The sequence below is a fragment of the Bosea sp. (in: a-proteobacteria) genome, assembly GCF_023953965.1.
Lineage (GTDB): Bacteria > Pseudomonadota > Alphaproteobacteria > Rhizobiales > Beijerinckiaceae > Allobosea.
The window spans coordinates 554,470-579,453 of sequence record NZ_JAMLIX010000001.1 but is presented as its reverse complement, the minus strand read 5'-3'; the positions used below and the strand labels follow the sequence as shown (position 1 = coordinate 579,453).

The 24,984-nt window shown below is 63.3% G+C and carries 27 protein-coding genes, 1 tRNA gene and 3 pseudogenes; 12 read left to right on the top strand and 19 right to left on the bottom strand.

What is annotated here, in order from left to right; genetic code table 11:
* Positions 1–93 precede the first annotated feature (93 nt).
* From M9917_RS02695 to M9917_RS02660, 8 genes and pseudogenes are all read right to left on the bottom strand, one after another.
* Positions 94–375: a DNA -binding domain-containing protein gene (locus tag M9917_RS02695; RefSeq protein WP_297250759.1), complete on the bottom strand. Its 282-nt coding sequence runs from the start codon at positions 373–375 to the stop codon at positions 94–96.
* A 95-nt stretch (positions 376–470) separates the two neighbouring features.
* Positions 471–719, bottom strand: coding sequence for a helix-turn-helix domain-containing protein (locus M9917_RS02690; RefSeq protein WP_297250758.1), 249 nt, complete (start codon positions 717–719; stop codon positions 471–473).
* A gap of 184 nt (positions 720–903) precedes the next feature.
* Complete coding sequence (locus M9917_RS02685) at positions 904–1,230, bottom strand: DUF736 domain-containing protein (RefSeq protein ID WP_297250757.1); 327 nt, start codon at positions 1,228–1,230, stop codon at positions 904–906.
* 330 nt (positions 1,231–1,560) lie between these two features.
* Positions 1,561–2,421, bottom strand: a pseudogene (gene istB / locus M9917_RS02680) (IS21-like element helper ATPase IstB).
* A pseudogene (istA, locus tag M9917_RS02675) lies at positions 2,418–3,916 on the bottom strand (IS21 family transposase). The pseudogenes istB and istA overlap by 4 nt, the downstream one beginning before the upstream one ends.
* A gap of 110 nt (positions 3,917–4,026) precedes the next feature.
* A pseudogene (locus tag M9917_RS02670) lies at positions 4,027–4,278 on the bottom strand (transposase); the annotation flags it as partial.
* Between the two features lie 39 nt (positions 4,279–4,317).
* Entirely contained in the window at positions 4,318–4,956 is a 639-nt protein-coding gene (locus M9917_RS02665) for a TetR/AcrR family transcriptional regulator (protein ID WP_297250756.1), read from the bottom strand.
* Position 4,957: 1 nt separating this feature from the next.
* Complete coding sequence (locus tag M9917_RS02660) at positions 4,958–5,302, bottom strand: DMT family transporter (RefSeq protein WP_297250755.1); 345 nt, start codon at positions 5,300–5,302, stop codon at positions 4,958–4,960.
* Positions 5,303–5,580: 278 nt separating this feature from the next.
* Here M9917_RS02660 and M9917_RS02655 point away from each other — a divergent pair, with 278 nt between their 5' ends.
* From M9917_RS02655 to M9917_RS02635, 5 genes are read left to right on the top strand one after another with little or no spacing between them, the layout of a single operon-like run.
* Entirely contained in the window at positions 5,581–6,174 is a 594-nt protein-coding gene (locus M9917_RS02655; RefSeq protein WP_297250754.1) for a DUF6088 family protein, read from the top strand.
* Complete coding sequence (locus M9917_RS02650; RefSeq protein WP_297250753.1) at positions 6,167–7,183, top strand: nucleotidyl transferase AbiEii/AbiGii toxin family protein; 1,017 nt, start codon at positions 6,167–6,169, stop codon at positions 7,181–7,183. Before M9917_RS02655 ends, M9917_RS02650 begins: the two co-directional genes overlap by 8 nt.
* Before the next feature lie 15 nt (positions 7,184–7,198).
* Positions 7,199–7,981: a HamA C-terminal domain-containing protein gene (locus tag M9917_RS02645; RefSeq protein WP_297250752.1), complete on the top strand. Its 783-nt coding sequence runs from the start codon at positions 7,199–7,201 to the stop codon at positions 7,979–7,981.
* Positions 7,968–11,480 (top strand): DEAD/DEAH box helicase, encoded by a 3,513-nt coding sequence (locus M9917_RS02640; protein WP_297250751.1) that lies wholly within the window; start codon positions 7,968–7,970, stop codon positions 11,478–11,480. The genes M9917_RS02645 and M9917_RS02640 overlap by 14 nt, the downstream gene beginning before the upstream one ends.
* A 15-nt stretch (positions 11,481–11,495) precedes the next feature.
* Entirely contained in the window at positions 11,496–12,146 is a 651-nt protein-coding gene (locus M9917_RS02635; RefSeq protein WP_297250750.1) for a competence protein CoiA, read from the top strand.
* Positions 12,147–12,340: 194 nt separating this feature from the next.
* Here M9917_RS02635 and arsH read toward each other — a convergent pair whose 3' ends face one another.
* From arsH to M9917_RS02605, 6 genes are all read right to left on the bottom strand, one after another.
* Entirely contained in the window at positions 12,341–13,054 is a 714-nt protein-coding gene (gene arsH, locus M9917_RS02630; protein ID WP_297250749.1) for an arsenical resistance protein ArsH, read from the bottom strand.
* Positions 13,054–14,109 carry an ACR3 family arsenite efflux transporter gene (gene arsB, locus M9917_RS02625; protein WP_297250748.1) on the bottom strand — a complete coding sequence of 352 codons (1,056 nt, stop codon included), beginning with the start codon at positions 14,107–14,109 and terminating at the stop codon, positions 13,054–13,056. The genes arsH and arsB overlap by 1 nt, the downstream gene beginning before the upstream one ends.
* Before the next feature lie 9 nt (positions 14,110–14,118).
* The gene (gene arsC, locus M9917_RS02620) at positions 14,119–14,544 is read right to left on the bottom strand and encodes an arsenate reductase (glutaredoxin) (protein WP_297250747.1); all 426 of its coding nucleotides are present in this window, start codon (positions 14,542–14,544) and stop codon (positions 14,119–14,121) included.
* Positions 14,545–14,552: 8 nt separating this feature from the next.
* A complete protein-coding gene (locus M9917_RS02615; protein ID WP_297250746.1) occupies positions 14,553–15,080 on the bottom strand; it encodes an arsenate reductase ArsC in 528 nt (175 codons plus the stop codon).
* Positions 15,073–15,444: an ArsR/SmtB family transcription factor gene (locus M9917_RS02610; protein WP_297250745.1), complete on the bottom strand. Its 372-nt coding sequence runs from the start codon at positions 15,442–15,444 to the stop codon at positions 15,073–15,075. Before M9917_RS02610 ends, M9917_RS02615 begins: the two co-directional genes overlap by 8 nt.
* Before the next feature lie 150 nt (positions 15,445–15,594).
* The gene (locus tag M9917_RS02605) at positions 15,595–16,950 is read right to left on the bottom strand and encodes a tyrosine-type recombinase/integrase (protein WP_297250744.1); all 1,356 of its coding nucleotides are present in this window, start codon (positions 16,948–16,950) and stop codon (positions 15,595–15,597) included.
* 144 nt (positions 16,951–17,094) lie between these two features.
* Between M9917_RS02605 and M9917_RS02600 the strand changes: the two genes are divergently transcribed.
* A tRNA-OTHER gene (locus M9917_RS02600) sits at positions 17,095–17,179 on the top strand.
* Positions 17,180–17,383: 204 nt separating this feature from the next.
* Positions 17,384–17,623 (top strand): hypothetical protein, encoded by a 240-nt coding sequence (locus tag M9917_RS02595; RefSeq protein WP_297250743.1) that lies wholly within the window; start codon positions 17,384–17,386, stop codon positions 17,621–17,623.
* 601 nt (positions 17,624–18,224) lie between these two features.
* Here the strand turns inward: M9917_RS02595 and M9917_RS02590 are convergent.
* Together M9917_RS02590 and M9917_RS02585 are read right to left on the bottom strand one after the other, a co-directional pair.
* The gene (locus tag M9917_RS02590) at positions 18,225–18,698 is read right to left on the bottom strand and encodes a hypothetical protein (protein WP_297250742.1); all 474 of its coding nucleotides are present in this window, start codon (positions 18,696–18,698) and stop codon (positions 18,225–18,227) included.
* Between the two features lie 420 nt (positions 18,699–19,118).
* Complete coding sequence (locus tag M9917_RS02585) at positions 19,119–19,427, bottom strand: hypothetical protein (RefSeq protein ID WP_297250741.1); 309 nt, start codon at positions 19,425–19,427, stop codon at positions 19,119–19,121.
* An 86-nt stretch (positions 19,428–19,513) separates the two neighbouring features.
* Here M9917_RS02585 and M9917_RS02580 point away from each other — a divergent pair, with 86 nt between their 5' ends.
* From M9917_RS02580 to M9917_RS02570, 3 genes are read left to right on the top strand one after another with little or no spacing between them, the layout of a single operon-like run.
* Entirely contained in the window at positions 19,514–19,870 is a 357-nt protein-coding gene (locus tag M9917_RS02580; RefSeq protein WP_297250740.1) for a type II toxin-antitoxin system RelE/ParE family toxin, read from the top strand.
* Between the two features lies 1 nt (position 19,871).
* Entirely contained in the window at positions 19,872–20,162 is a 291-nt protein-coding gene (locus M9917_RS02575; RefSeq protein ID WP_297250739.1) for a helix-turn-helix domain-containing protein, read from the top strand.
* Between the two features lie 37 nt (positions 20,163–20,199).
* Positions 20,200–21,510: an AbiJ-NTD4 domain-containing protein gene (locus M9917_RS02570; RefSeq protein ID WP_297250738.1), complete on the top strand. Its 1,311-nt coding sequence runs from the start codon at positions 20,200–20,202 to the stop codon at positions 21,508–21,510.
* Positions 21,511–21,676: 166 nt separating this feature from the next.
* Here the strand turns inward: M9917_RS02570 and M9917_RS02565 are convergent, their stop codons facing one another.
* The 3 genes from M9917_RS02565 to M9917_RS02555 are packed head-to-tail and all read right to left on the bottom strand — an operon-like array spanning position 21,677 to position 23,725.
* Entirely contained in the window at positions 21,677–22,507 is an 831-nt protein-coding gene (locus M9917_RS02565; protein WP_297250737.1) for a TraR/DksA C4-type zinc finger protein, read from the bottom strand.
* Positions 22,507–23,139 (bottom strand): hypothetical protein, encoded by a 633-nt coding sequence (locus M9917_RS02560; protein WP_297250736.1) that lies wholly within the window; start codon positions 23,137–23,139, stop codon positions 22,507–22,509. Before M9917_RS02560 ends, M9917_RS02565 begins: the two co-directional genes overlap by 1 nt.
* Positions 23,132–23,725 (bottom strand): hypothetical protein, encoded by a 594-nt coding sequence (locus M9917_RS02555; RefSeq protein WP_297250735.1) that lies wholly within the window; start codon positions 23,723–23,725, stop codon positions 23,132–23,134. The genes M9917_RS02560 and M9917_RS02555 overlap by 8 nt, the downstream gene beginning before the upstream one ends.
* Positions 23,726–23,977: 252 nt before the next feature.
* Here M9917_RS02555 and M9917_RS02550 point away from each other — a divergent pair, with 252 nt between their 5' ends.
* Both M9917_RS02550 and M9917_RS02545 read left to right on the top strand, forming a co-directional pair.
* A complete protein-coding gene (locus tag M9917_RS02550; RefSeq protein WP_297250734.1) occupies positions 23,978–24,235 on the top strand; it encodes a hypothetical protein in 258 nt (85 codons plus the stop codon).
* 83 nt (positions 24,236–24,318) lie between these two features.
* The gene (locus M9917_RS02545) at positions 24,319–24,984 is read left to right on the top strand and encodes a recombinase family protein (protein WP_297250733.1); all 666 of its coding nucleotides are present in this window, start codon (positions 24,319–24,321) and stop codon (positions 24,982–24,984) included.

The following is a 24,984-nucleotide window of genomic DNA, read 5'->3' as shown; positions in this document are numbered from 1 at the left end:
CCCTCAAGTTCTGCATTTTTGGGGCTCTACGATTCCCCTGTGGGTTGCATCGGGGAAGTCAATGATCTGTCAGCAGGTGATGCCGCAGCGGCATCACGCGGACGGGCGCTGCTGGCTTTCCCGGACCAGCTCTCGATAGCCGTGCTCGGCCATCCAATGCGCCCGAGCCAGGTGGGAATCGTGAATGCGACGGCATCGTTGGGGATCGCAACCGGGGTCGAGCCCAAACAGGACATGGACCGCTTCCCGCCAATCCGCTCCGTCGCGCTCGGCATCCAGGAGCCGCAGGTAGAGCTTCATATGCTCACGGTCATACGGCGTGAGCGTATTGCCAGACGGCGGCTCGTCCAGATGCGTCGTTCTTGGCTGTTCCATCAAGCTACCATAGTCGCCCGCTCACAACTCGTTAACCGTCTTGCGAGGCCGAACGACCCCTTTGCACGACAAGAGTGGCGACTACATGATCCCGCCTAGCGCTGCCGATCGCCCCTATCGTGCAGAAGCAGCACGCCTTCACCCTTGTCGGTGGAGAGGAGGACGATCCCTGCGGATTCGAGCGCCCGGCGCACCTGATCCCGCGTCGATTCAAACACCTCAAGGCGGTTTCCCGACTCAAGGCGCTTGAGGGCGGTCAGCGATACTCGGGCCTCGTCAGCGAGCGTCTCCTGCGTCCAACCCAGCAACGCGCGTGCGGCCCGTGATTGACGGGCGGTGATCATGCATGATCACCTCCCATCACGGACGGCACGCACTCCAGAACTACGACTAAAATAGTCGTTCTTGGCCGCAATGCTAATCAAAAATGCGGCTGCAGGCGCTTCCTTGTCGGCTCATCGGCCGCGGCTGATTCGGTCGCGCCGAAATGGCGGCCCCGGCCTTTCGGCCGGGGCCTGTCCCGCCGCCTCAGTCGCTGCGGCGGCCGTTGGGGCGGGACCAGATGAGGCTGAAGGTGTCGCCGTCCTCGTCGTCGAAGAGGTTGGCGTAGATCGGGGCGTTGAAGCTCGGATCGTCAAGCTTGAGGCCCAGATAGTCGCGGCCCTCGTTGGAGCGCTTGGACCAGGCGGCGCCGATCTCGGCGCGGCCGACCAGGACCCGGTGGCTGGGGGCGTTCTCGCCGCTGGCGCGGGTGTCGGGAACGATGCGCACGTTCTTGGCCTGGACGCTGAGGGTGACGATGTCGCCGGTGAACTCGTTCGAACCGGTCTTCTTGAAGGTGCCGATGGTCGCCATTGTAAGTCTCCGTTTTCCGTTTCGAGCCCGCACCATTGCGACCTCGATGGCGATCGACCGGCCGGAGGCGAGCGCCGACACATCGCTTGCGACCGCAGCGCAGCGGAGGATGGCGCAGGCGCGACTTTGTTGTTTCGCGAGGAATGACGGCGCAGCCGGCAGGGGAAGAAAGTCGGGGCCAGCCGTTGTGGCATAGGCGCTCGAGGCTGTCAACGGCGGTCGGATTCCAGGCCAGCGTGGCGGAGTAAAAGCAGGCCACTGGCGTTGAGGGTGGCGGATATGGCAGGGGCCCCGATCGGGGCCCCTGCCATATCGCGCTGTCGGGATTGATCAGGGGATGATCTCGCCGGTTTCTGGATCGGCTTCGTTGGCGGTGGTCTGTTTTTGCCCCGCCGCGGCGGAGGCGCGCCGGCGGCCGGCCGATTGTTTGAGGCGGTAGCTGTCGCCGTTCATGGCGAGGATGCTGACGTGGTGGGTCAGGCGATCGAGCAGCGCGCCGGTGAGGCGCTCCGATCCCAGGACGGACGTCCAGTCCTCGAAGGGCAGGTTCGAGGTGACGATGGTTGAGCCGCGCTCGTAGCGTTGCGAGAAGATCTCGAACAGGAGCTCGGCGCCGGTCGGCGACAGCGGCACATAGCCGAGCTCGTCGACGATCAGCAGCTTGACCGCCTGCAACTCGCGCTGGAGCCTGAGCAGGCGCTTCTCGTCGCGGGCTTCGAGGAGCTGGTTGACCAGCGAAGCCGCCGTCGTGAAGGCGACGGAGAAGCCCTTCTGGCAAGCGGCCAGCCCGAGCGCGAGGGCGACATGGGTCTTGCCGGTGCCGCTGTTGCCGAGCGCGATGATGTTCTCCCGGCGCAGGATGTAGCCGCAGCGCGCCAGCTCCAGCACGAGCATCTTGTTCAGGCTCGGGATCGCCGTGAAGTCGAAGGTGTCGAAGCTCTTCACCGCTGGGAAGCGCCGCCCGGATCCGCCGCTCGACCGTGCGCCGCTCCCGGTCGATCAGTTCGAGCTCGACCAACCGTAGCAGGTAGCGGGGATGATCGACGCCGTCGCGGAGCATTCCCGTGCCACCTTGTCGTACTCGCGCAGGACGGTTGGCAGCTTCAGTTGCTTGAGGTGGTGCGCCAGCAGGACCTGCGGCGTTCCAGCGGTCGTGCCCGCCGGCATCGTCTCTTTCCCCGAGCCCGTCATGCCGCGGCTCCCGGCAGGAGCACGGCGTAATCGGCCGCCGAGGTCGTCTTCACCGTAGTCCTCGGCAGATACGGATAGGCCGCCAGATCCAGACGGGCCGGGCGCCGTTCCAGCCGCGCCAGCGCGATCAGCTTCACCGCATCGAAGCCGATCGCGCCCAGCCGGATCGCCTCGCCGACGGCGAAGCTCACGACCTCGCGCGGCAAGGCCTCCAGCAGCCGCAGCACCTGGATGAACTCGCGCTTGCCGCGATTGCCCATGCGCGCTTCCAGGAGATGGCGCAGGTGCTGGAAGGCCTCGGGCAGGTCCCAGCCCTGCAAGGCCGCGGCCTGGTCGAGGGCGTTCGGCTTCTCCTCGATTAGCGCCAGATAGTGCAGCGGATCGGAGACGAACACGCCCGTCCCGTAATTGCGGGGATGGCGGGCAATCTCCTCGCCCCGGCACAGGATCACGACCTCCTCGACGAAGCCCTTCACCACCACGTCCTGGAAGCCATAGGCCGTCGGGACCGAGTAGTCGTTCGACCGATATCGGACCAGCGCCGTCGACGAGACCCGCGCACCACGCTTCTCGCACGGCTCCAGCGGCACTGCCGGCAAGGGCGCAAGACCCCGAGATCGGCAACAAGCCGCTCTCCGATCGTCTGGGCATGCCGGCCGGCCCGCTCGTCCTGTCGCCGGCGGCAGCGCTCGGCCAACATCGCGTTCAGTTCGGCGAAGCTCGCCGCCAAAGGGATCGGCGTCATGAAGTTCGAGCGGGCATACTTCACCAGCCCCTCGACCTTGCCCTTGTCATTGCCCTTGCCCGGGCGCCCGAACCGATCCCGGAACAGATAGTGGCTCACCAGCTCCGTGAAGGCCCGCGTCCGCTCGCGCCGGCCATCGCCGCAGATCTTCGCCACCGCAATGCGGGTGTTGTCATAGAGGATCGACAGCGGCACACCGCCGAAGAAGCCAAAAGCCGAGACGTGACCGTCCAGGAACGCTTCCGTCGTCTCGCGCGGATACGCCTTCACGAAGCAGGCATCCGACTGTGGCAGGTCCAGGCAGAAGAAGTGGATCTTCTGCCGCACGCCGCCGATCACCGCCAGCGCCTCGCCAAAATCCACCTGGGCGTGACCGGGCGGATGGGCCAGCGGAACGAAGGTCTCGCGGCCCCGCGCCCGGCAGAGCCGCACATGGTCCTTCACCACCGTGTAGCCGCCGGCAAAGCCGTGCTCGTCCCGCAGCCGCTCGAAGATCCGCTTCGCCGTATGGCGCTGCTTCACCGGAGACGCCCGGTCTCCGTCCAGGATCGCCTCAATCACCGGCAGCAGCGGACCGAGCTTCGGCTTCTCGACCGGCTTCGTGCGCGTGTAGCCCGGAGGGATCGAGAACCGGCACATCTTGGCGATCGTTTCGCGGCTCAGCCCGAACACGCGAGCCGCTTCCCGTCGGCTCTGCTTCTGATTGAAAACGAAATCGCGAACCGCCGCGTAGACCTCCACAGCGAACATCCCCGCCGACCCCGAAAGGGATCAGCCTATCCAGTGGACGACTTTTACGCCGCCCGCGCCCGCACAAACGCAGGCGCTTCACTGGATGGTTTTCTCACCGCCCTGCACACTCGCTCCAGCATACGGGATGACCGGACCTGATTCAGATAGCCCCAGATGTAGAGCCGGAGCATATCGCCGGGATGGAAGCCCGGCCGTCCAGTCGCAGCCGAGACTGCGCGTTCGAACCCGAGATCACCCAAGGCCAAGCTGTCGACGAACATATCGACTACGCGCACCAAGGCGTCGGGCGCAATGTAGTCGTCGATACTGGGCGGGAGTAAGCTGCCCTGCGTCCTATCCTGACCTTCTATGAAGCTCACCCGATACTCTCCCGGCGCGATGTAAGAGAAAGGCCCAGGTTACGAGGTGGCCATTCTGACATTCTTCCCATTTTTCTTGGATCTTCCGGTGCGGCTATTCGCAGCTTCATGCGGACGCTCGACGCCTTGTTCGTAAGTATGTTGAAGAAGGTGGTTCCGGAGTTCTATCCGTTCACCCAGAGCAACTCCGGTCAGGTCGGCGAGCCAAAGACCGTCGGCAGCGAGACGTATGGCCGTGAGCTGCACGTCGCTGTCGGTAGCCTCATGTCTTTCGAGCCGTTCCTGGAACCATTGCGTCCATGACACCCGCAGCTTCGGGTCCGTCAGCATCGAAATCGACAGTGCAGCCCAGGGGCTGCCCTTCGCACTTGGGTCCATATCGAACACGGCTTCAAGATAGGCACGGGTAAAGGCGCCATAGTGTTCGGCGTCCGCTTCCATGCGCCGGTCGAGGTCGTGTCCGAGCCTTTCGAGCAGCTCGTGAAAGACGGTGTCGATCAGCGCCTGCTTGCTCGGGAAATGGTGGGTAAACCCGCCCTTCGTCACTCCGGCTGCGTCGGACACGGCCTGCACCGTCACCGCAGCGAGGCCCTGCTCGACCGCGAGTTTGGCCGCATGGTCGAGCAGGGCGCGCCGCACCAACTCGGGCTGCTTGATGCGCGTGTAGGCGTTGCCCATGTCAGTGCGAGACGCTGTGCGACAGGGTGTTCATCACGATCACGCCCGACACGATGAGGGCGATCCCGACCAGCGCCCACGCGTCCAGGGCGAAGCGGAACACGACCACGCTGATGATGGCGGTGAGCACAATCCCCAGCCCGCCCCAGATCGCGTAGGCCACGCCGAGAGGAATGACCTTCAGGGCTTGCGACAGGAAGAAGAGCGAGGCGGCGAAGCACAGCGCCATGGCGACGGTGGGCAGAGGTTTGGAGAATTGCTCGGTCTTCTGGAGAAGGGATGACCCTGTGACTTCACAGGCGATGGCCAGGCCAAGCGAACCATAGGCGACCAAAAGCGGATTCATGGAATGTCTTTCCTAAACGAGGCTAGCAGCGGTAAAGATACCAAACGTCCGGTATCATGTCAAGAATCGGCCTCCCCTGAGGTGGGCGTCGCCTGGCGGCCGCGACATCGTTGATGCGGCCGAGAGTTTTGGCACAGCCTGGGGGTGTCCCCGCAGAAGGGGTCGGCCGAGACCTTGGCTCGGCCGCAGGGGAAGGCATTCCCCTTCCGGAGCCTCGCAGAAACGTCCCCATTGAAAAGTGTCAGAAATCCGCGTATATTTCTGACAGGAGAATGGTCGTGCAACGGTTGACCGAACAGATTCTGGCGTATGCCGAGCGGCTTCCGGAAGGAACGCCATTGGCAGCGAAAAGCTTGCTCCATCTCGGCAGTCGCGCCGGTGTGGATCAGGCCTTGTCGCGCCTCGCCGAACGGGGCCAGCTTATTCGCGCCGGACGGGGCGTGTATCTGCGCCCGGTCACGAGCCGGTTCGGCACGCGCGCGCCCTCGGTGGAACAGGCGGTCGAGGCGTTGGCGGCACAGCGCGGCGAAGTCATCGTGCCGAACGGCGCTGCGGCTGCGAACGCGCTGGGTCTGACAACGCAGGTGCCGGTGCGCTCCGTCTATCTGACGTCGGGGCGCAGCCGCACGATGACCCTGGGCAGGCAGTCGGTCGAATTGCGGCACGCGCCCCGCTGGCAGCTCGCTCTGGCCGATCGTCCCGCTGGACAGGCGGTTCGTGCGCTGGCCTGGCTCGGCCCTGAGAAGGCGGAAGCCGCGCTCAAGACCCTGAGGCGAAAGCTGCCGGCGACCGCCTTCGGCGAGTTGGTGGCGGCCGCGCCGCAGTTTCCGACCTGGCTTGCCCGGAGCGTCGGCAAGGCGGCTCATGGCTGACCCCTTCCTCTCCTTGTCGGCCGAAGACCGTCGGGACGCGCTGGGCGTGGCCGCCGATCGCTCGGGGCGGCCCGCCCACCTGCTCGAAAAGGATGTCTGGGTCGTCTGGGCGCTTCAGACCCTCTTCGGGTCCGCGCTCGGCGACCATCTCGTCTTCAAGGGCGGGACGTCGCTTTCAAAAGCCTATGGCGTCATTCAGCGCTTCTCCGAAGATGTCGATCTGACCTACGACATACGAGCGATCGCGCCCGATCTGGTGGGCGACAATGGCGAGGCCGTGCCGACGACGCGCAGCGAAGAGAAGCGCTGGTCGAAAGCGGTGCGCCACCGATTGCCGGAATGGGTTTCGGGCACGGTGCAGTCGCTGCTCATCGACGCCATTGGCGCACAGGGCGTTTCGGCGGCGACGCGGGTGGAAGGCGAGAAGCTCTTCATCGACTATGAGGCGACCTCCGCCGGCTCCGGTTATGTCGCGCCCAGCGTCATGCTGGAGTTCGGCGCCCGCTCGACGGGCGAACCGGCCAGCCCGCGTGACGTGATCTGTGACGCAGCGGGTCTGGTCGAGGGCGTGACGTTTCCCACAGCGACGCCGCGCGTCATGCACGCCGAGCGGACCTTTTGGGAGAAAGCGACCGCGATCCACGTCTTCTGTTTGCAAGAGCGGCTGCGCGGCGAACGCTTTGCGCGCCACTGGCATGACGTGGTCCGCCTTGACGACGCCGGGATTGCCGACGCGGCCGCAGCTGATCGAGATCTCGCTCTCGCGGTAGCGCGGCACAAAAGCATGTTCTTCGCGGAGAAGGCGGCAGACGGCGCGCCCGTCGACTATGAGGCCGCCGTTAACGGCTTGTTGCAGCTCGTGCCGAACGGCGAAGCGCGCACGGCGCTGGCCTCGGATTACGGGCACATGGTGGAAGACGGGTTGCTGCTTGAGGACGCCGAGCCCTTTGAGGGGCTGATCGAGCGGTGCGCAGACATCGCCGACCGGGTAAATCGCGCAGCAAAATAAAGAAGCGGGGGAAACATGGGGCTGTATGAGCGGTGGTGCGAATCCACCAGGGAAAAAGACAAGCGCAAACACTACTGGACCTATGTCGAGAAGGACGGTGGCCGCGACGAGATCAGCGGCGACCTCGCCAAGACCATTCGCTCCCACTATGATCGCCTCGAGCGTATCGCTGAGGATGTCGAGCGCCTCGGCTACACGGTTGCCGCCAAGATCCTGAGCGAGGCGATGCCCCAGACGGCCAAAGGCCGCTCGGGAGATCTGGGCGAAATTCTCGCGACCGAGCTGGTGGAGGAAGAGATCGGCCTGCGCGTCCCCGTGCGCCGCCTTCGCTACAAGGACGGCCGCAACATGGCCATGCGCGGCGACGATTTCATCGGCGCCGGGTACGGCGGCGAGGACGAGAAATTGTGGCTTCTGAAGGGGGAAGCCAAGAGCAACAAGAAGCTCAGGAAATCCACTGTGACCAGCGCCCGCAAGGTGCTCGACCGCGACAGTGGCCGCTGCACGCCGGATTCGCTGCTGTTCGTCGCAAACCGCCTGCTCGAGAGCAATGATCCTGACGATAACGCGCTGGGTCGCGCTCTCCGCGATGAGGTAGGCGTGAAGTCGCTGCGCGCCGATCGCATCGACCACATGCTTTTCACCGTGTCGGGCAACGGCCCCCATGCCTCGCTGAAGGAAGACCTCGACGCTGCCGGGACCAATCGGGACCACTACGTCGTGAACATCCACGTCGAAGACCACCAGGACTTTATCGCGGCCATGTACCAGGGGGCGCAAGACCTTGGAGACGCCTGATGAGCTGACTGCTTTTCTCGCAACCGCGACCGTCGACGGCATCCTTGGCCGATTGCTCTATCGTGGCGCTGCGTGGTCGCTGATGCGGGAAGCGGGCGTATTGCCTCAGACCGCCCCGCCCTTGGGCGCCACAATCGAAACCGACCTTGCCGAACATGGTTTCGCGCTGCTTCGGGGCGCCATGGCGTTGCGCGCCCAGACCGGTGCATCGGACCTGACGAACAAGGCGTTCGAGCGGGCCGCCAACGCCTTTGAAGCCCTGGTGCGCAACGGCGATCCCGAGGCACCCGATCGGGGCTTTCGCCGCACCATCGCGGCTGCCGCCTATCACCTGGCCGGCTTCTCGGCCGTTGCCTATTCGCTGTTCAACGAGACGGCTGAAGATCTCAACGCATCGCCCGGCGAAACGGCGATCCGTCATCTCATCCTGCGCGATCTCGATCAGTTGCGCGGCTTCGTTCGCGACTGGCTCGGTGACGAGGCCCACGGCGACGAGCAGATGGGCGAAGCGCTGGGCGGCGATGAGCCCGACATCGACGACGTATTGTCGACCATTCTGAATACGACGATTTGCCGGGCTCTGGCCTTCTTCGACTTTGCTTTGGAAACAGGGGAAGAGGAGCCGATCGACGCCGCGCGCGATCTGTTGGCCACTGCCGTGAGCCTCGCCGGCAACGCCGGGAACGTCCCGCTGTGGTGGATTTCGAACCTCTGCCGCCACCTGATCGACGATCTCTGGCAGCATTCGCTGCACCGGAACCTGCCGACGGAGCCACCCGCTGGTACGGAGGAGAAGTATCCGGACCTGCGGCGGCTGTTCATCGGTTCGCTGTACGCCCGCAAAACGTCCGAGGTGGAGCTTTGGCCGTCCCAACGCGAAGCCGCCCGGCGATCCACCGATGTCTCCGACGACCTGGTCGTGGCGCTTCCTACCAGTGCAGGGAAGACGCGCGTTGCGGAAATCGCCGCGTTGATGACCTTGTCCTCGGCGCGTCGGGTGTTGATTGTCACGCCGCTGCGCGCGTTGTCGGCCCAGACCGAACGCTCCTTCCGCAAGACCTTCGCGCCGCTCGGGTTCAGCGTCTCATCGCTGTACGGCGCCAGCGGTCTTTCGGCGGGCGACGAGGATGCCCTGCGCACCCGCGAGATCATCATCGCCACACCGGAGAAGCTAGACTTCGCGCTTCGGAGCGATTCCTCCCTGATCGATGACGTCGGCCTGATCGTTCTCGACGAGGGTCATATGATCGGGCCCAGCGAGCGTGAGATCCGCTACGAGACGCTGGTTCAGCGCCTGTTGCGCCGCCCCGACGCGGCCGATCGCCGGATCGTCTGCCTCTCCGCGATCCTGCCGAGCGGGGACGAGTTGGACGACCTTACCGCCTGGATACGCTCCGACGAACCCGGCGAGCCCGTGCGTTCTGACTGGCGACCCACGCGCCAGAGGTTCGGCGCCCTAACCTGGCGCGGCAAGGATGCGCTCCTGCGGCTCGACCTCGACGACGGCGGTCCATTCCTTGACAAGTTCGTCGAGGAGATGCCGGCACGCGGAAGGGAGAAGAATCCCTATCCGCGCAAGAACTCGCACCTTGCCCTGTTCGCGGCGTGGGAATTCGCCGGCCAGGGTAAGCGCACCCTGATCTTCTCCACCCAGGCCAACTGGGTCGAGAGCTACGGCAAGCAGGTCGTTGATCTATGCAAGCGCGGCTATCTCGATTCCCTGCTCGACGACGAGGCTCCGATCGCACGCGCGTTGGAGGTCGGCAAGGAATGGCTGGGCGAGGACCATCCGGCGGTCGCCAGCTTGAAGGCTGGCGTCGCCATCCACCACGGCCGCCTGCCGAGCCCGTTCCTGCGTGAACTGGAAGTCCTTCTCTCAGAGGGCGTCCTCAAAGTCATCGTCGCTTCGCCGACGCTTTCCCAAGGGCTCAACCTCAACGCCGCCGTCCTGCTCGTACCGGCACTCTACCGGGCTGGCGAGAAGATCAAGGGCGAGGAATTCGCCAACGTCGCGGGGCGCGCCGGGCGCGCTTTCGTCGACGTCGAAGGCCTGATCGTCCACGTCATGTTCGACAAGACCGACTGGCGAAAGAAGGAATGGAGGAAGCTGGTCGCCTCCGCCAAGGCCCGAACCCTCAAGAGCGGCCTTATCCAGATCGTCGCCGAGATCCTTGAGCGGCTGTCGCGCGAGGGCGTGCTCGACCGTGACGATGCTTGGGAATATCTGGCCAATGCCCGGGAGGCCTGGAGATCGCCGACCGAAGAGGCTGAGGTAGCCGAACGTCTGGCCGCGGCCGGGGAGTACGACTCCGATTCCGACGCGGATGAAGATGATGAAACCGATGAGGACGACGAAGAGGAAACCATCGACGAAGAGCCACTGTCGCAGCTCGTCGAGCGCCTCGATGCCACCGTGTTCGGCCTGATCGAAGCGCTGGACGCTGATCGTGCCGATCTTCCAAAGTTGCTGGATGAAGCTCTCAAGGGATCGCTCTGGGCCCGGCAAATTGCCCACGAAGAAGAGGACGTCGCGCCCCTGCACAAGAAGGTGTTCGAGGCTCGCGCCGATCTTATCTGGAAGTCGACTACGCCGCAGGCGCGGCGCGGACATTTCGCAATGGGGGTTGGACTTGAAGCCGGCCTCTCCATCGACACCATGGCTGATGAACTGGCCCAGCTGCTCGATCGGGCCGACGGTGCGGCGCTGAGCGGCGACGTCGACGAACTCGCCGATGCGCTTGGTGGCCTGGGCGAGCGGTTGCTGTTCATGCGGCCCTTCATCCCCGACAAGAAGAACGCGCTGCCGGCGAATTGGAAAGCCATCCTGCGCGCGTGGATCTCAGGCGAGGAGGTCGCGAAGATCGGACCGCAGAACATGCGAGCGGTCGAAGAGGCCTTCACCTATCGCCTGGTCTGGGCGCTGGAAGCCGTCCGCACCCGCCGCATGTCGCTTGGCTGGTCACCGGAGACTGTGGCGGGCGGCGCTGCGGCCGCGGTCGAAACCGGCGTCCCGCAGTTCATGATGGCGATGTTGATCCGGGCGGGGCTTCCGTCACGGCGCGCGGCAATCGCGGCCATTCAGGACGCTGGGCCGATCTTCGTGACGCCCGCAGAGATGCGGGCCTGGCTCGAATCCGACGAGATCACGGCCTACACAGATGCCGGCGACTGGCCCACGCCCGACACCGCAGCGCTTTGGGCGCGCTTTCGCACCGAAGCCCTCAGCGGTGGAATCCAGAAATGGTCGGTCGAACGCTATAAGCGTCTGCTCGACATCGCGGCGCCTCCGCCTGCGGGCCTTTATCGAATCGTCACGGACGAGGGGGACGGACGAACTTGGCTCGAAACGCCTGACTACCAGCGGGTCGCGCCCTTCAAGAAGCCGGCGGTGGACCCAAAGCCCAGCCTCTTCTCGGGACGGCTACCGGGCAACACCAGGCTGGTCGAAGCCTTGCGCGTCGGCCGCGGAAAACTGCGGTGGCCGCCCGCTGATGCGTAGAGGGGAAAATTAGACATGCTCTATGCTTGGGTCGGCGATCAGAAGCGTGCACCGCTCGCCAAAGGCGAACACACCACCTGCCGTGACTGCGGCGGTCTGTTGACGGCGGTGATGCCCGTCGAAAACACGCCCCATTGGCGGCACAAGGCAGGGGACTGCGATCCGTGGAGCGAGCCTGAGGGGCCTTGGCATCTCGGCTGGAAAGAACTTTTCGATATGTCGTGCCGCGAGATCGCCCTGCGCGATCCGATGACCGGCGAACTGCATCGCGCCGATGTGCTGGTCGGCAGCGGCACCTCTCGAGCGACCGTGCTTGAGTTGCAGCATTCCTCAATCAGTGAGGACGAACGCAACGCGCGCGAAGCTTTCTATCGGCAAGGACATCGGATGTTCTGGCTGGTCCACATCCACAGCGAAAGCTCCTTTCTCGGAACCTACTTCAGCATGTCGCTCGATTTCGGCTCCCGCGTCGTAAACCTCGACGGCAAGGAATTCGCGGTCATGCGCTGGATGGGACCGAGCAAGCAGTTCATCGAGAAGTGGAAGCGCGCAAGCGCCCACGTCTTCTTCAATGCAGGTCCCTACATCTTTTACCTCGCTGGTCAGGGCGTCGCCTCTCGGTTGGGCGGCCCTTCCGGCGTGGTGAGTTTGCTCTCAGCCAGTTGACTCGCGATGAGTTTCTGCGGGCCGTTCGGTGGGAGGACAGCGCAGCGCCTTAGTGAAAGTCATGCGACTTGACCTTGAGGTCATCGATGTGAGCGCAGGGATCAAAGAAGTCACGCGCGCGTAACCACTTGGACGCCAGCGCGCGTGCATCATTCTCGCGAGCGATAATGTGCCATCTGCGCGGGTCAGAATATTCAGGTTGCGGCCGCCAGATTGACCCGCCGCATCAGGGCCTCGCCGCTCTCCTTGCGCTCGGAATAGCGGCCGGTCAGATAGGATGAGACATCGCGCGTCAGCAGCGTGAACTTCACCAGCTCTTCCATAACATCGATCATCCGGTCGTAGAAGGCAGACGGCTTCATCCGGCCTGCCTCATCGAACTCCTGAAAGGCTTTGGCGACGGAGGACTGATTGGGAATCGTCACCATGCGCATCCAGCGTCCGAGGATGCGCATCTGGTTGACAGCATTGAAGCTCTGTGAACCGCCGGACACCTGCATAACTGCTAGCGTGCGGCCTTGAGTCGGCCGCACCGCGCCGACGGAGAGCGGGATCCAGTCGATCTGCGCCTTCATCACCCCGCTCATCGCGCCGTGCCGCTCCGGGCTGGTCCAAACCTGGCCTTCCGACCAGAGCGAGAGCTCGCGCAATTCTTTGACCTTCGGGTGGCTGACCTCGGCGCCGTCCGGCAGCGGCAGACCATGCGGATCGAAAACGCGGGTTTCCGCCCCGAAATGTCTCAGCAGGCGCTCGGCCTCCAGTGTGAGGAACCGGGAGTAGGAGCGTTCACGCAGCGAACCGTAGAGCAAGAGGATACGGGGCGGATGGGTTGAGGGCGTTGCCTGGAGCCGGTCGATCGTCGGCACGTCCAGGCATGCGTCATCGACGTTAGGAAGATCACGCGGCATCAGCGCTTCGCCTCGGCCACGGCCCCGGGCCTTTCTCCGCGCTCGTACCAGCCTTTGGAGCGGTTGACGATCCAGACGACGGAGAGCATCACCGGCACCTCGATCAGCACGCCGACCACGGTGGCTAGCGCCGCGCCCGACTGGAAGCCGAACAGGCTGATGGCGGCGGCAACCGCCAGCTCGAAGAAGTTCGATGCACCTATCAGCGCCGAGGGACCGGCGACACAATGCTGTTCGCCGGTCAGGCGGTTGAGCAGATAGGCCAGACCGGAGTTGAAATAGACCTGGATCAGGATCGGCACGGCGAGCAGCGCGATCACCAGTGGCTGGGCGAGGATCTGTTCGCCCTGGAAGCCGAAGAGCAGGACCAGCGTGGCAAGCAGCGCCACCAACGACAGCGGCTGAAGGCGGTCGAGGAAGCGCTTCAGTGCCGGCTCGCCGCCAGTGGCGAGTATCCGGCGGCGCAGCACCTGCGCCGCGATCACCGGCACGACGATATAGAGCGCGACGGACAGGACCAGCGTGTTCCACGGCACGGTGATGGCCGAAAGACCGAGTAGCAACCCGACGACGGGCGCAAAGGCGAACACCATGATGGTGTCGTTGAGCGCGACCTGCGAGAGCGTGAAATGCGGCTCGCCCTTGGTCAGGTTCGACCAGACGAAGACCATGGCCGTACAAGGCGCAGCAGCGAGGATGATGAGCCCGGCGATATAGGAGTCGATCTGGTCCGCCGGCAGATAGGGCCGGAACAGATAGCCGATGAACAGCCAGCCGAGCGCCGCCATCGAGAAGGGTTTTACGGCCCAGTTGACGAAGAGCGTGACGCCGATGCCGCGCCAGTGTTCCTTGACCTGGCCGAGAGCAGCGAAATCGATCTTGACCAGCATCGGCACGATCATGAGCCAGATCAGCGCCGCGACCGGCAGATTGACCTTGGCGATCTCGGCCGCGCCGATGGCATGGAAGACGCCTGGCATGAGGTGGCCGAGGGTAATGCCCGCGACAATGCACAGGGCGACCCAGAGGGTGAGATAGCGTTCAAAGGTGGACATGGATTTTCCTCAGGCCGCCCCGACGCGGCGGCCGTGTTCGTCGACCACCCGCTCGCCGTCTTCCTTGGCGAAGGCCCCGCGCTGCGGCGGCAGCAGGTCCAGCACTTCCTCGGACGGCCGGCACAGCCTCACCCCTTCCGGGGTGACGACGATCGGACGATTGATGAGGACGGGATGCGCCATCACGGCGTCGAGAAGCTGATCGTCGGTCAGAGCCGCGTTGCCAAGGTCAAGCTCGGCATAAGGCGTGCCCTTCTCGCGCAGCAGCGCGCGAACGGAGATTCCCATGCGCGCGACGAGCTGCTCAAGCATCGTGCGGCTTGGCGGCGTCTTGAGATATTCGATGACATGCGGCTCGACGCCGGCGTTGCGGATCAGACCCAGCGTGTTGCGCGACGTGCCGCAATCGGGGTTGTGATAGATGATGACGTCCATGACCAGCCTCACGCCACGTCAGGGCGCGGCGATGTAGCGCCTTGGCTGCGGCCGATCTCGCGCAGTTTGGTGCCAAGCGCAGCCTTGTCGAGGCTGGCCAACGGCAGAGCCGTAAAGACGGAAATCCGGGTTCGGAGATAGCGGAAGGCGATGACGAACGCCTTTTCCTTTTCGATGTCCGGCCCTTCGACGGCATTGGGGCATAGAAGACCCCGCTGCGCGGTCATCGGCTGGCCCGGCCAGACCGGACAGGCTTCGCCGGCGGCGTTGTCGCAGACGGTGAACACGAAATCCATGACGGGTGCGCCGGGCTGGGCGAACTCCTCCCAGCTTTTCGAGCGGAAGCCATCGGTCGGATACTCGAAGCTTCCGAGCACCTTCAGGGCGAAGGGGTTGACCGCGCCCTTTGGTTGGCTCCCGGCCGAGAAGGCGCGGAAGCGGCCGGCGCCGTCCTTGGTCAGGATGCTCTCGGCGAGGATCGAGCGGGCCGAATTGCCGGTGCAGAGGAACAGAACATTATAGATGCGGTCAGTCATGGGCGGCCTCCTTGGCGGCGAGGATTTGCGGCGGACAGCAGGGGGAAAGTTCGGCGATCAACGGGGCGCAGATTTCCGGACGGCCGCCGCAGCAATCCTTGATGAGGAAGCTGGTGAGCGCATGCACCGCCTCGAGCCTCGCCCGGTAGATGATCGAGCGGCTGTGCCGCTCGGCCTCGATCAAGCCGGCGCGAGTCAGGGTCGCCAGATGCGTTGACATGGTGTTGTGCGGAACGTCCAACTGGCGGGCGATTTCGCCTGCGGCCAATCCATCGGGCTCATGCTCCATGAGAAGACGGAACACGTCGAGGCGCGTCGATTGCGCGAGGGCCGCAAATGCAAGGATGGCGCTATCTGATTCCATATGTCGAGACTAATCGACATGCTGGACCGAGTCCAGAGGCGCGTTGTCGTTGCTGGAAATTGGCAGGTCGTCGCGGGCCGATGCCTAGCCGCGATAGAAAGCGGGAAGCGAGCCAGACCGAGAGTCCAGCTCGCTTCCCCACCAAACCGCCTAGGCGGCCAGGGGCAAGTCTTGTCCGCCCCCGCTCGGGTCTTCCACCGCCTTCTTGAGGAAGTGAGAAAGTGCGGCCTTTCGGGAACTCCGATCTAGCGCGTAGGCGGTCTGCTTGAACTTGACCCCATCGAGCAGCCCCTGAATATAGCCGGAGATCGTATCGGCAGCCATGATCAGGGCCGTATCGAGCGTGTGTATGTACTTGCTCGTGACCGAACCTTTGGAATGCCCGACGAGCGCCGCGATGGTCACCTCGGTGAAGCCCAGATCATTCGCGATGCTGGCGAAGCTATGACGCAGGACGTGCGGCGTAACGTCAGAAAGCGGCGAGTCCTTGAATAGCTGCTCCCAATGGTTGGGGAAGCTGCCGAAGGCATTGTCCTCGCCTTGGCCAGGGAAGACATAGGTGCCCTCCGCGCCCTTGCGGCGCTGCTCCAGATACTCGACCACGAGGAGGCCGATGGGACGGATGGACTCGCCCTCCTTGCTGTCCTCCAGCCGCAGGCAGCTCGCCTCAGTATCGACCTCCGACCACATCAGCGAGATCATCTCCGACCGGCGACAGCCGGTCAGGGCGATCTGGCGAATGATCTCGACGGTCGTCGCGTATTTCTCGCTTTTCGCCGCCTCGCGCAGCATGATGCCGAGAGTGCGATACTCCGCCTCGGAAAGCCTGCGCTTGCGGACATTGTCCTTCGGTTTCTTGATGCCGTGCGCCGGGTTGCGGTCGATGATGCCGGCATCGACTGCGTAGGTGAGGATACCGCCAAGGAGACCTACCGTGCGTGTCGCCGTACCGGCGCCGCCGCGCACGATGGCTTTTCCGCGTAGCTTCTTCGTCTTGACCGACACTCGCGTCTTGCCGGCCATGATGTCCTTGAGCACCTTGTTGATGTCGGCCTTGGTTAAATCCTTCACCCGCCGCGCGCCGATCAACGGCATGATGTGGCGTTCAATGCGACCCGTGTCGGTAACGATGGTGGTGGCCTTCTTGGGGCGACCGCCCTTGCCGAGAATCAGGCCCGCCTTGAGGTCTTTGAGATAGAGCGAGCATAGCTCTTTGACCGTCATGGCTTGGTGATCGAGCTGCCGTTCCTCGGAGGGATTGTCGCCGCGAGCGACGCGTCCAAGCTGGGCCTTCGCTTCCTGTCGCGCGGTTTCCGGCGTCCAGATCCCGTGCAGGCCGATGGTGTAACGACGGGTTCGACCAAGCGCGCGATATTGAATAAGATAGCTGCGCTTGCCCGACGCGAACACGCGGAGGCCGAAGCCGGGAAGCTCGTCGTCCCAGATGAAGTAGTCCTTTTCCCGGGCGTCGGCGGCGTCGACCACTCGTTTCGTTAGCTTTGTCATTAGGCGATCCCCCCGTTATGGAGGGGCTGTTTCCGCGGAAGCACCACGGAAGCAGCCGGGCGAATATCGGAGCGAACTTGCGGATATGGATTTCGTCGGGAAAATCCGAATAGTCCAGCGTTTTCATTGGGTTGTAGTGTCATAGCGTGGCCTAGCGTGCATTTAGGATGGGCTGCCTAAATTGCTCCGAAGGCAAAGGTCACACGTTCGAATCGTGTCGGGCGCGCCAATAAAATCAAGCACTTACGTTCAGTTTGCCAATCTGTCCCACACGGTTGTCCCACACAGCCGTCGGGATCGGTGGGGCGCCGTCGCCCGACGCAGCGTGTTCGGTTGGGCCATTTCGATTTGCCTCGCGGCTTGAGGCTGCACCACAAATGCTGAGATCGCCGCTCAACGCGAAGCACTGTTCCAGTCTCTGGTCGGCGGCACCATGGCCGACTTCATGCGGCGCACTAGCCTGATCCCCTCCAGCGCCTATCCAACGGGCTCGGGCCGGTCGTTCATCGTGTATGGCGCGACGACGTCTATCGTGACCCCCGGCAGCTACGGAACTCCGTCGGTCGGGCGCAGCTTCCAATGCCAGATGCTCGTCGAGACGGAGGCGACGGACGCGAAGGGAACGGCCGATAGCTGGCGCGTGACGCGGATCAACCGAAGCGGGCCATGCTGAATCAACTACGGGCTCCAAGAATTGACCTTCTGCCCCGGTTCAAGGTCGATTTCCGGAGCCGCAAGCGAATCGCGTCGCACAGGAAATACTCCGTAAAATCAATAACTTAAAGCGCAAAGGATTTGGCGGCGCCGAATCGTTGCGTTTTTCGCAACGAAAACAACGAGTTGTGTCCACAGCGGTCAAAAAAAAGATTCGCGCCGCGGCGTAAGCCGGAGGATGAAGAATCCGTATTTGTTCTTAGCAGGTTGCGCTGCGGATCCCGCCGTTTAGCAAGAGCCCTATCGTACTTTTTCTAAACGAAAACACGGAAGTAGGAGGTCAGCTTCCTTGCGAGCAGCTCGCGATCACATGCATTCTGCGCGTGTCAGGACGACGGAGCGGCCGGGCATGGTCCCTTGGAAAGACATGCCCGGCGCTTTTCCCAGCGGGGAACCCTGACTGGCAGGGGCTAGGAGTTGGAGAACGGCCGTCGCGTTCCCCAACTCCTTCCCATCATGACAATCGATCTCGCGGCTGGCAACATTCCATGTTGCGATTTTCGCTACGAATTGCGCGACAAGGCCGATCAGGAGCGTCCGCCTTAGCTGCCTTTTGAATGCTAGCTCGGATCCACACGCTCGGCGTCGATCACGGTGTAACTGGCGCCGTTGATCTTTGTTTTCCGACGCGTGACTTCCTCGATCAGCACATTCGCGAACGAGGCGCCGGCACCGAGCACGACCCATAACGGTACGCCCACGGCCGTACCGAGGGCGGCAATGCCTGCGCTCTTACCGCCGAAAACTGCCGCGCCGACGGCAGCGCCGCCAAGGCCGAGACGTGCGGTCTTGCTGCGATCGTCCCAACCGATTCGCTTTGCCTCTTTCGCCACCATCTTGGCGACGGGCCAAACGACCTTGCTCGGCGCGGTGAGGGAAACCGCCGCTTTTGCCTTCGCCAGCTTGCTCATCGAGGAGGCCCGGATTTCGAGCAGCTTGCCGGCCCATGTCTTGATAGCGTCGAGGTCGGACGGCGTTGCTGCCTCAGCAACAAAGACGGCGACCTGGCGCTGCTTGCTTAGCTCGTCGGACAAAATGTCTACTCCCCGGACTACTATGCTCGAGCCGAACAGCAGCACAGGTTGATGGCGTCCGCCACCCCAGATTGAACTGCTTGCGGAAGGCTCGGGCCGGACCTTTATCGTCAACGGCCCGGCGAGCACGCGCGTCGTTCCTGGCAGCTATGGTGTGCCGATAGTCGCGGCGCCGCGCCAGTGCCGCATGCTGATCAACACGGTCGCGATCGACGGGAAGGGCCTGGCCGATACCTGGCGCGTGACGGGTATCACACGGAACGGGTGTGGCTGAGGCGTTACGGGAATGTGGCGAGATGAGGCGAACCGCCTCTCATCTGTGAGCAAGCTGACGCCGCGACGCCGGGCCTCGATTTGCAGCGGAAAGTCGCCAATGTATCGGCGCCCCGTTTTGTCCTCGGCGGTATCAGGCGCCCTGGGTCATTTGCAGGCGCCGACTTCCTTAACCTCATAGGTGGTCTTGCCCACGCCCTGCGGCAGGTTAGCGCTGAGATAGATGACCAGCGTGCAGCGATCGGTGCGAACACGCCAGCGGAGCGTTCCGTCGTCCTTGCGCGAGCCTGCGCGGGCGATCGACCGAAGCGGCAGTTGCTTCACTACGTCTGCCACCTGGCTGCTCTGCATGATGGCCTCGAGCTGCGCAGCGCTGTCATAGAAGCCGGAGACGGCAGCGGCCGCGGGGTGGGAGAGACAGACGCCGATGATGGTGAGCGGCGCAAGGAACTTCATGATGCTGGCCCTTTCGGAAAGTCCGATGCGCCTCTTACCATTGCCACGGCACTGGACCATCATACGGCATTGCCGTATAAGATCACATGCATAGCGTCCTGCTGACTTCGGTATTTGAGCGACAGGCCAAGGCGGCAGGGCTGGACGATGACGAGATTCAGGAGATCGCCGCCACGATCGCGAGTGATCCCCGCGGCGGCGAGTTGATGGTCGGGACCGGCGGCGCTCGCAAGATGCGCCATGCCGGCCGGGGCGAGGGAAAAAGCGGAGGCTACCGCACGATCCATTATTTCGGAGGTGATGACGTACCGCTCTTCCTGCTGGCGCTGATCGACAAGGGCAAGCGCGCCAATCTCAGCAAGGCGGAGCGGAACGACCTCGCGAAGGTGCTGCCGAGGATCGCGGAAACCTACAGGGCGCAGGCGAAGACAGGAGGCCAGTGACATGACGAAGTTCGGCCAGGAACTGCTTGAGAGTGCCAACGAGGCGCTGGCTATCGCGCAGGGGAAGGCGAAGCCGGCGCGCACGATCACGGTGGAGGCAGTGGACGTGGCCGCCATCCGCAAGCGCCTCGGGCTCTCTCAGGACGCCTTTGCGAAGAAATTCGGTCTCAGCGCCGCGACGCTCCGGGATTGGGAGCAGGGCCGGCGGCAGATGGACCGCACTGCACAGGCCTTTCTCAAGGTGATTGATCGGGCGCCGGAGGCCGTGGAGAAGGCGCTGAAGGCCGCCTGAACCTATTGCGGGCTTTTCCTAGGATAACGCGGCATCAATGATCTCGCCAATCGACCAGCATCTGGGTGAGCGGCTGGAAAGCGTTCAGCGGGATGCAGCCGATGCCGCAGCGCAGGCCGTTCAAACGGTCATGCGCCAACAAAGCGCAAAAGGAATGCTTGCCTCCGGCAACACGGTTCTAGCCGCAGAAGGGTCTGTCGCCACCATCTACCAAGAGGCGATCGACCAGGCTGCGGAATTCGCTATCGAACTGGCCGGAACTGCGTTGCCTGCTCATCAAAGCCTGTTGGCATCTTTCGGCCGCACGTTGGCAACGGCTGTGCTGGAGCGTTGGAAGCTTGGCATAGACCGCCTTGGCATCTCGGATACAAAGCTGATTGACGAGCGCGCCAAGGCTTTCGAAGCACGATTGGAAGATATCCGTATCAAAAGCGTGAAAGATTTCGGCTTCGGAATGGTCAAGGGAGCGAGGAAAGCCAATCTCACCCCGACCTCTTCGACCACGATGCACAACGATGATCCCGTTGGCCAGAAAGGCAGCTATCCTGTGTCGACTGAACAGCCGTTTTCTAAGCGCTTTGGGTTTCGTCCGGACGAACCGCCGATCACCGTTCGCGAGGACTCGCCAGACGAATTGCGCTTCGCGGTGGTTCAGTTTGCGGATGATCTCGGATTGTCCCCCTCGAACGCCCGAATGGAGGTTTGCGGAAAGCTCCTCAAGAAACCAGACGCCAACAATTGGTCCGAATACCCGAATATTTTCGACGAAGTGCGATATCTCGTTGAGGATGCACCTTGGTTTAAGGTGTATGATATTGCGGAAGGTTTTTACGCGCGACTAGCAGCGAGGAACCCTGATGCCGCAAGTTCTTGCAAGAGTCGGGTAAACGATCTGTTTGTCGAGCTTGGCATCGGTTGGCAAATGCGAGGTGGCGTCATCGTCGCACGCGGCTCGGAAGCGTTCAATCACGCGCTAGAAGCTGCTGCCGATCTGGCAAAATCTAGTCGCCGGCCGACTGCTACCTCCGAGATCCATGAGGCATTGCGTGACATTTCCCGGCGTCCCACTGCCGACGTGACTGGCGCGATCCACCATGCGATGAACGCGCTCGAATGTGTCGCTCGTGATGTCACTGGAGATCCCAAAAAGACTATCGGTCAGCTTGCCACCGAACTGAACATCCCCAAACCCATGGACACCGCAATCGAGAAGCTTTGGGGATTTGCGTCTGAACACGGGCGGCATATCCGTGAGGGTCGAACTCCAAGATTTGAAGAAGCCGAGCTCGTCGTGACGATCGCAGCAGGTCTCTGCAGCTACTTGATCCGAGCAAATGGTAAGCTATAGACCGCGATACGGGCTGGGTCGGAATCTGTGAGGGTTCCTAGACCACCAAGCCTTCGGCCCGCTCCTCTATTTTATTGACGGTGTCGCCAGCACCGGCGGAAAGATCGGTTGACCGTCATTGCGAAGGCAACGGCACCGATATGGGGCATCTTCGACGCCTTCGACCTTATTTCAGCTGGCTATCCTTGCTGCCGCGCCGGTTGTAGCCGGAGAGTGCCGCCGACCGGTCATGTCCGGACTGGCAGGCGACGCAGAGCCGTGCGCCGGGCATGGCGCGGCGGCGTGCCTCGGATCTCATCGCCGCATCCCCGGCAATGGCGATTTTCTGGACGGAGAGGACGCCGGCACGATATCCACTTAACGACTTCCCAGTCAGCAGGCTTTCGGCGCCTATGCCGAATGGGGTTGCCCCTGACAGCACTGCGGACATCCCAACCTTGCCGAGACCGCCCAGCACATCGCCGAACAGCTTCATATTCGAGCCCTTGCCGTTCGCGGCCTCGAGTTCGTAGGGCAGCACGGCGGACGAGCCCTTCTTGAACCCGCCGATCTGGCCGATGTAGCCGGCATCACGCGCCGTGCCGCGGCTCAAGGTGCCCATCAGGTCACCGAACGAACGCAAGCCCCCGAGCGCTTCGCCCTGCTGGTCCGTGAACGCCTTCGCCTCACCCTTCGCCTTGTCGGTCGCCTGGACGGTCACGTTGCTGCTTGAGGCCGGCATCGCCACGGGGCCGGTCTTGTCGACGGGCGCCGCGGTCTGCGTCTTGTAGTAGTCGGCCAGTTCCTGCTTCCGCTCGCCCTGCTGCTGCTCGACGTTCTCGTACTGGCCCTGCGCATGGGCATTGCGAACGGCTGCCTCCTGGTCGAGCCTGCGCTGACGGTCGCTCTCGGCGGCCAAGGCGCTATCGCGCGCCTTCTGGACCTGACTCTGCGCGAGCGAATTGGCGCCAGCGGAGAGGCCCATAAGAGCAATCGGGCCGACGATCGGATCGCACATCAGTTTGCCACCGACACGGATTTGTTGTTCCCGAACAAACCGAGGTTGTACCGGCCGATCTGTGGTTGGTTCACACCGGAGCCGGCGTATGCGTTGGCCCTCTCGATCGCGGCCTGTGTTCCGAGCGTACTGGTGAAATCGGCGAAGAGCTGCGTCAGCGGGCTATAGGCCTGCGGCTGCGAGAGCGCCGACGCGCGAGTGATCGCCGAATTGGCGGCGCCCTCGGCGTCGCCCGTCGTATTGAGCATCGTGATCAGGTCCGAGCGCGACTTCTCGACATTGTTCCGCGCGTCCGTCGAATAGGACTGCGCCTGATCGGCGATCTGCTGCTTGGTCAGGTCGTACTTCTTCTGAAGCTCGGCCTCCTTGTCCGCGCGCACGGAGCTGTCCAGGAGACCGGAGCGGGTCAGCGAGTAGGTGAGTTGCTTCTGAGCATCCGCGTACTGGTCGTCGAGCTGCGGGGTAGCGTAATCCAGATAGGACTGACGCTGATTGTTGAAATAGTCGTCGGTGAACTGGCCGTTGAACAGGTCGTCGATGCGCGTCGTGCCGGCCCGGATCTTGTCCTGGCGCTGCTGTTCTTCCCAGCGCGCGACGTTCGCCTGCTTCTGGCTACCACCCTTCTTACCCATGGCGACGGCTCCGGTTGGCGACCTGATCGGCGGTAAGCAGGCCCGTGGCCTGGAGCGACAAGGCGACCAATGCGCCAACCTCTTCTGTGATACGGCGATCCGCGCGACGGGCAAGATCCTCTCGCAGGCAGTGCGATCGCGCGGTGTTGACGGCGATCTGCAACCGGTCGAACGCATCGCACATGACGTCGGGATGGCGGGCGGCTCGCTGCTCGTCCGACTCCGCCAGATGGTTGGCGATCATGAAGGCGCCGTCCATGGCCTCCAGCATCTCGCGCTCTTCGACTGAGCCGTCCAGGGACTCGAATAGCGCCTGGCGACCTGTCTCCAGGTCGTTCAGCAGTCGATCGCGGCCGATCGCGGAAAGTCGCTCGGGCCGCCGCTCGCGCGCCAAGCGCAGCAAAGAAAGCCCGAAATGGCCGATGATGTCCCACGGGTCCCATGGCCGCGACGCGATGCTTCGGAACTGGCCCCCGATGAAGCCGGCGCGGAAGTCGAGTTCTTCCTGCTCCTTGGACGGCGGGTCCCAATCGTCGGGAGGCAATCCATCGTACAAAGATGCATTATAATCGTTATAGTCGTTCATTTCAACCTACTATCCTCTGATTTATTTTTCCTTTCGGGGCGGGGGCCTTGGTTGCGCTCGCGAAATATAGCACGATGGACTTTCCGTAGAAACATATTCCTATCGATTTTTACCAAAACTTCCCGCGGGCCGCATTTTTGTTTCGGCAGTCGGCGGTGATTTTTCGAAATGCGTTCGGAGTGCACCGAGGGGTGGGTCGGCCGGGGCAGGGCTTGGCCCGCTCGCATCGTTTGACCGGGGAGAGGAAACGACGTGGCGTTGCCGCTGGACCTGAAGGCTCGTCGCTTGGTGGTGACGAGCCAGATGATCGCCGATGAGATTGAGGCTCTGCCGCTGCCGGCGGTAGTGAACGATCGGCTGGCGCGGATGCTGCGCGGCCTGACGGAGGCGGCAGGGGATCTCTGTGCCGAGCTCGCGCCACGGACAGAGCCGGCCGCCCGCATGGTGCCGGCGCCTGCCACTGAGATGTGCCGGGTCTACGATCTGCGCACGCGTCGGCGCCTGGCCTAACCCGTTGTTTGTCAACAATCTCAAGTTAGTTGACAAGAAACGTTGAATTAGATCATGATCGAAGCAACTTAGGAGCTTCAGGTATGGCTGATCGCGACGCAATCGCCTATTACCGCACGTCCTCCGCCGCTAACGTCGGCGCTGACAAGGACAGCTTGGAGCGTCAGCGCTCCGCGGTTGAGAGCTACGCGAAGCGAGCCGGCCTGCAAGTCGTCGCCGAGTTCTACGATGCCGCGGTGAGCGGGGCCGATCCGATCGACACGAGAGCCGGGTTTGCTGCGGCGCTGGAGCGCATCGCAGGGAACGGCGTTCGCAAGATCATTGTCGAAACTGCCAGCCGCTTCGCTCGTGATCTGATCGTCCAGGAGGTTGGCTATCGGATGCTGTGCGAACGAGGGATCGAGCTCATCGCCGCAGATAGCCCGGAAGGCTTCGCAGATGACACGCCGACGGCCCGGCTTATCCGCCAGATCCTTGGCGCCGTCAGCGAGTTCGAAAAGGCGGCGCTGGTCGCCAAGCTGCGGGGCGCCCGCGATCGCAAGAGCAGGGAGGTCGGCCGCAGGATTGAAGGCCGTCGCCCCGTGCCCGCTGACGCCGTTGTACTTGCTCGGCGCCTGAACCGGAAGAGCAAGAGCGGGGGCCGCCCTAGCCTCCGTACGATATCCGCGCGTCTCGCGGAAGCTGGCCACCTAGCGCCGAGCGGAGCACCCTACGGCACTGAGAGCGTCAAGCGGATGATTGCCAGATAG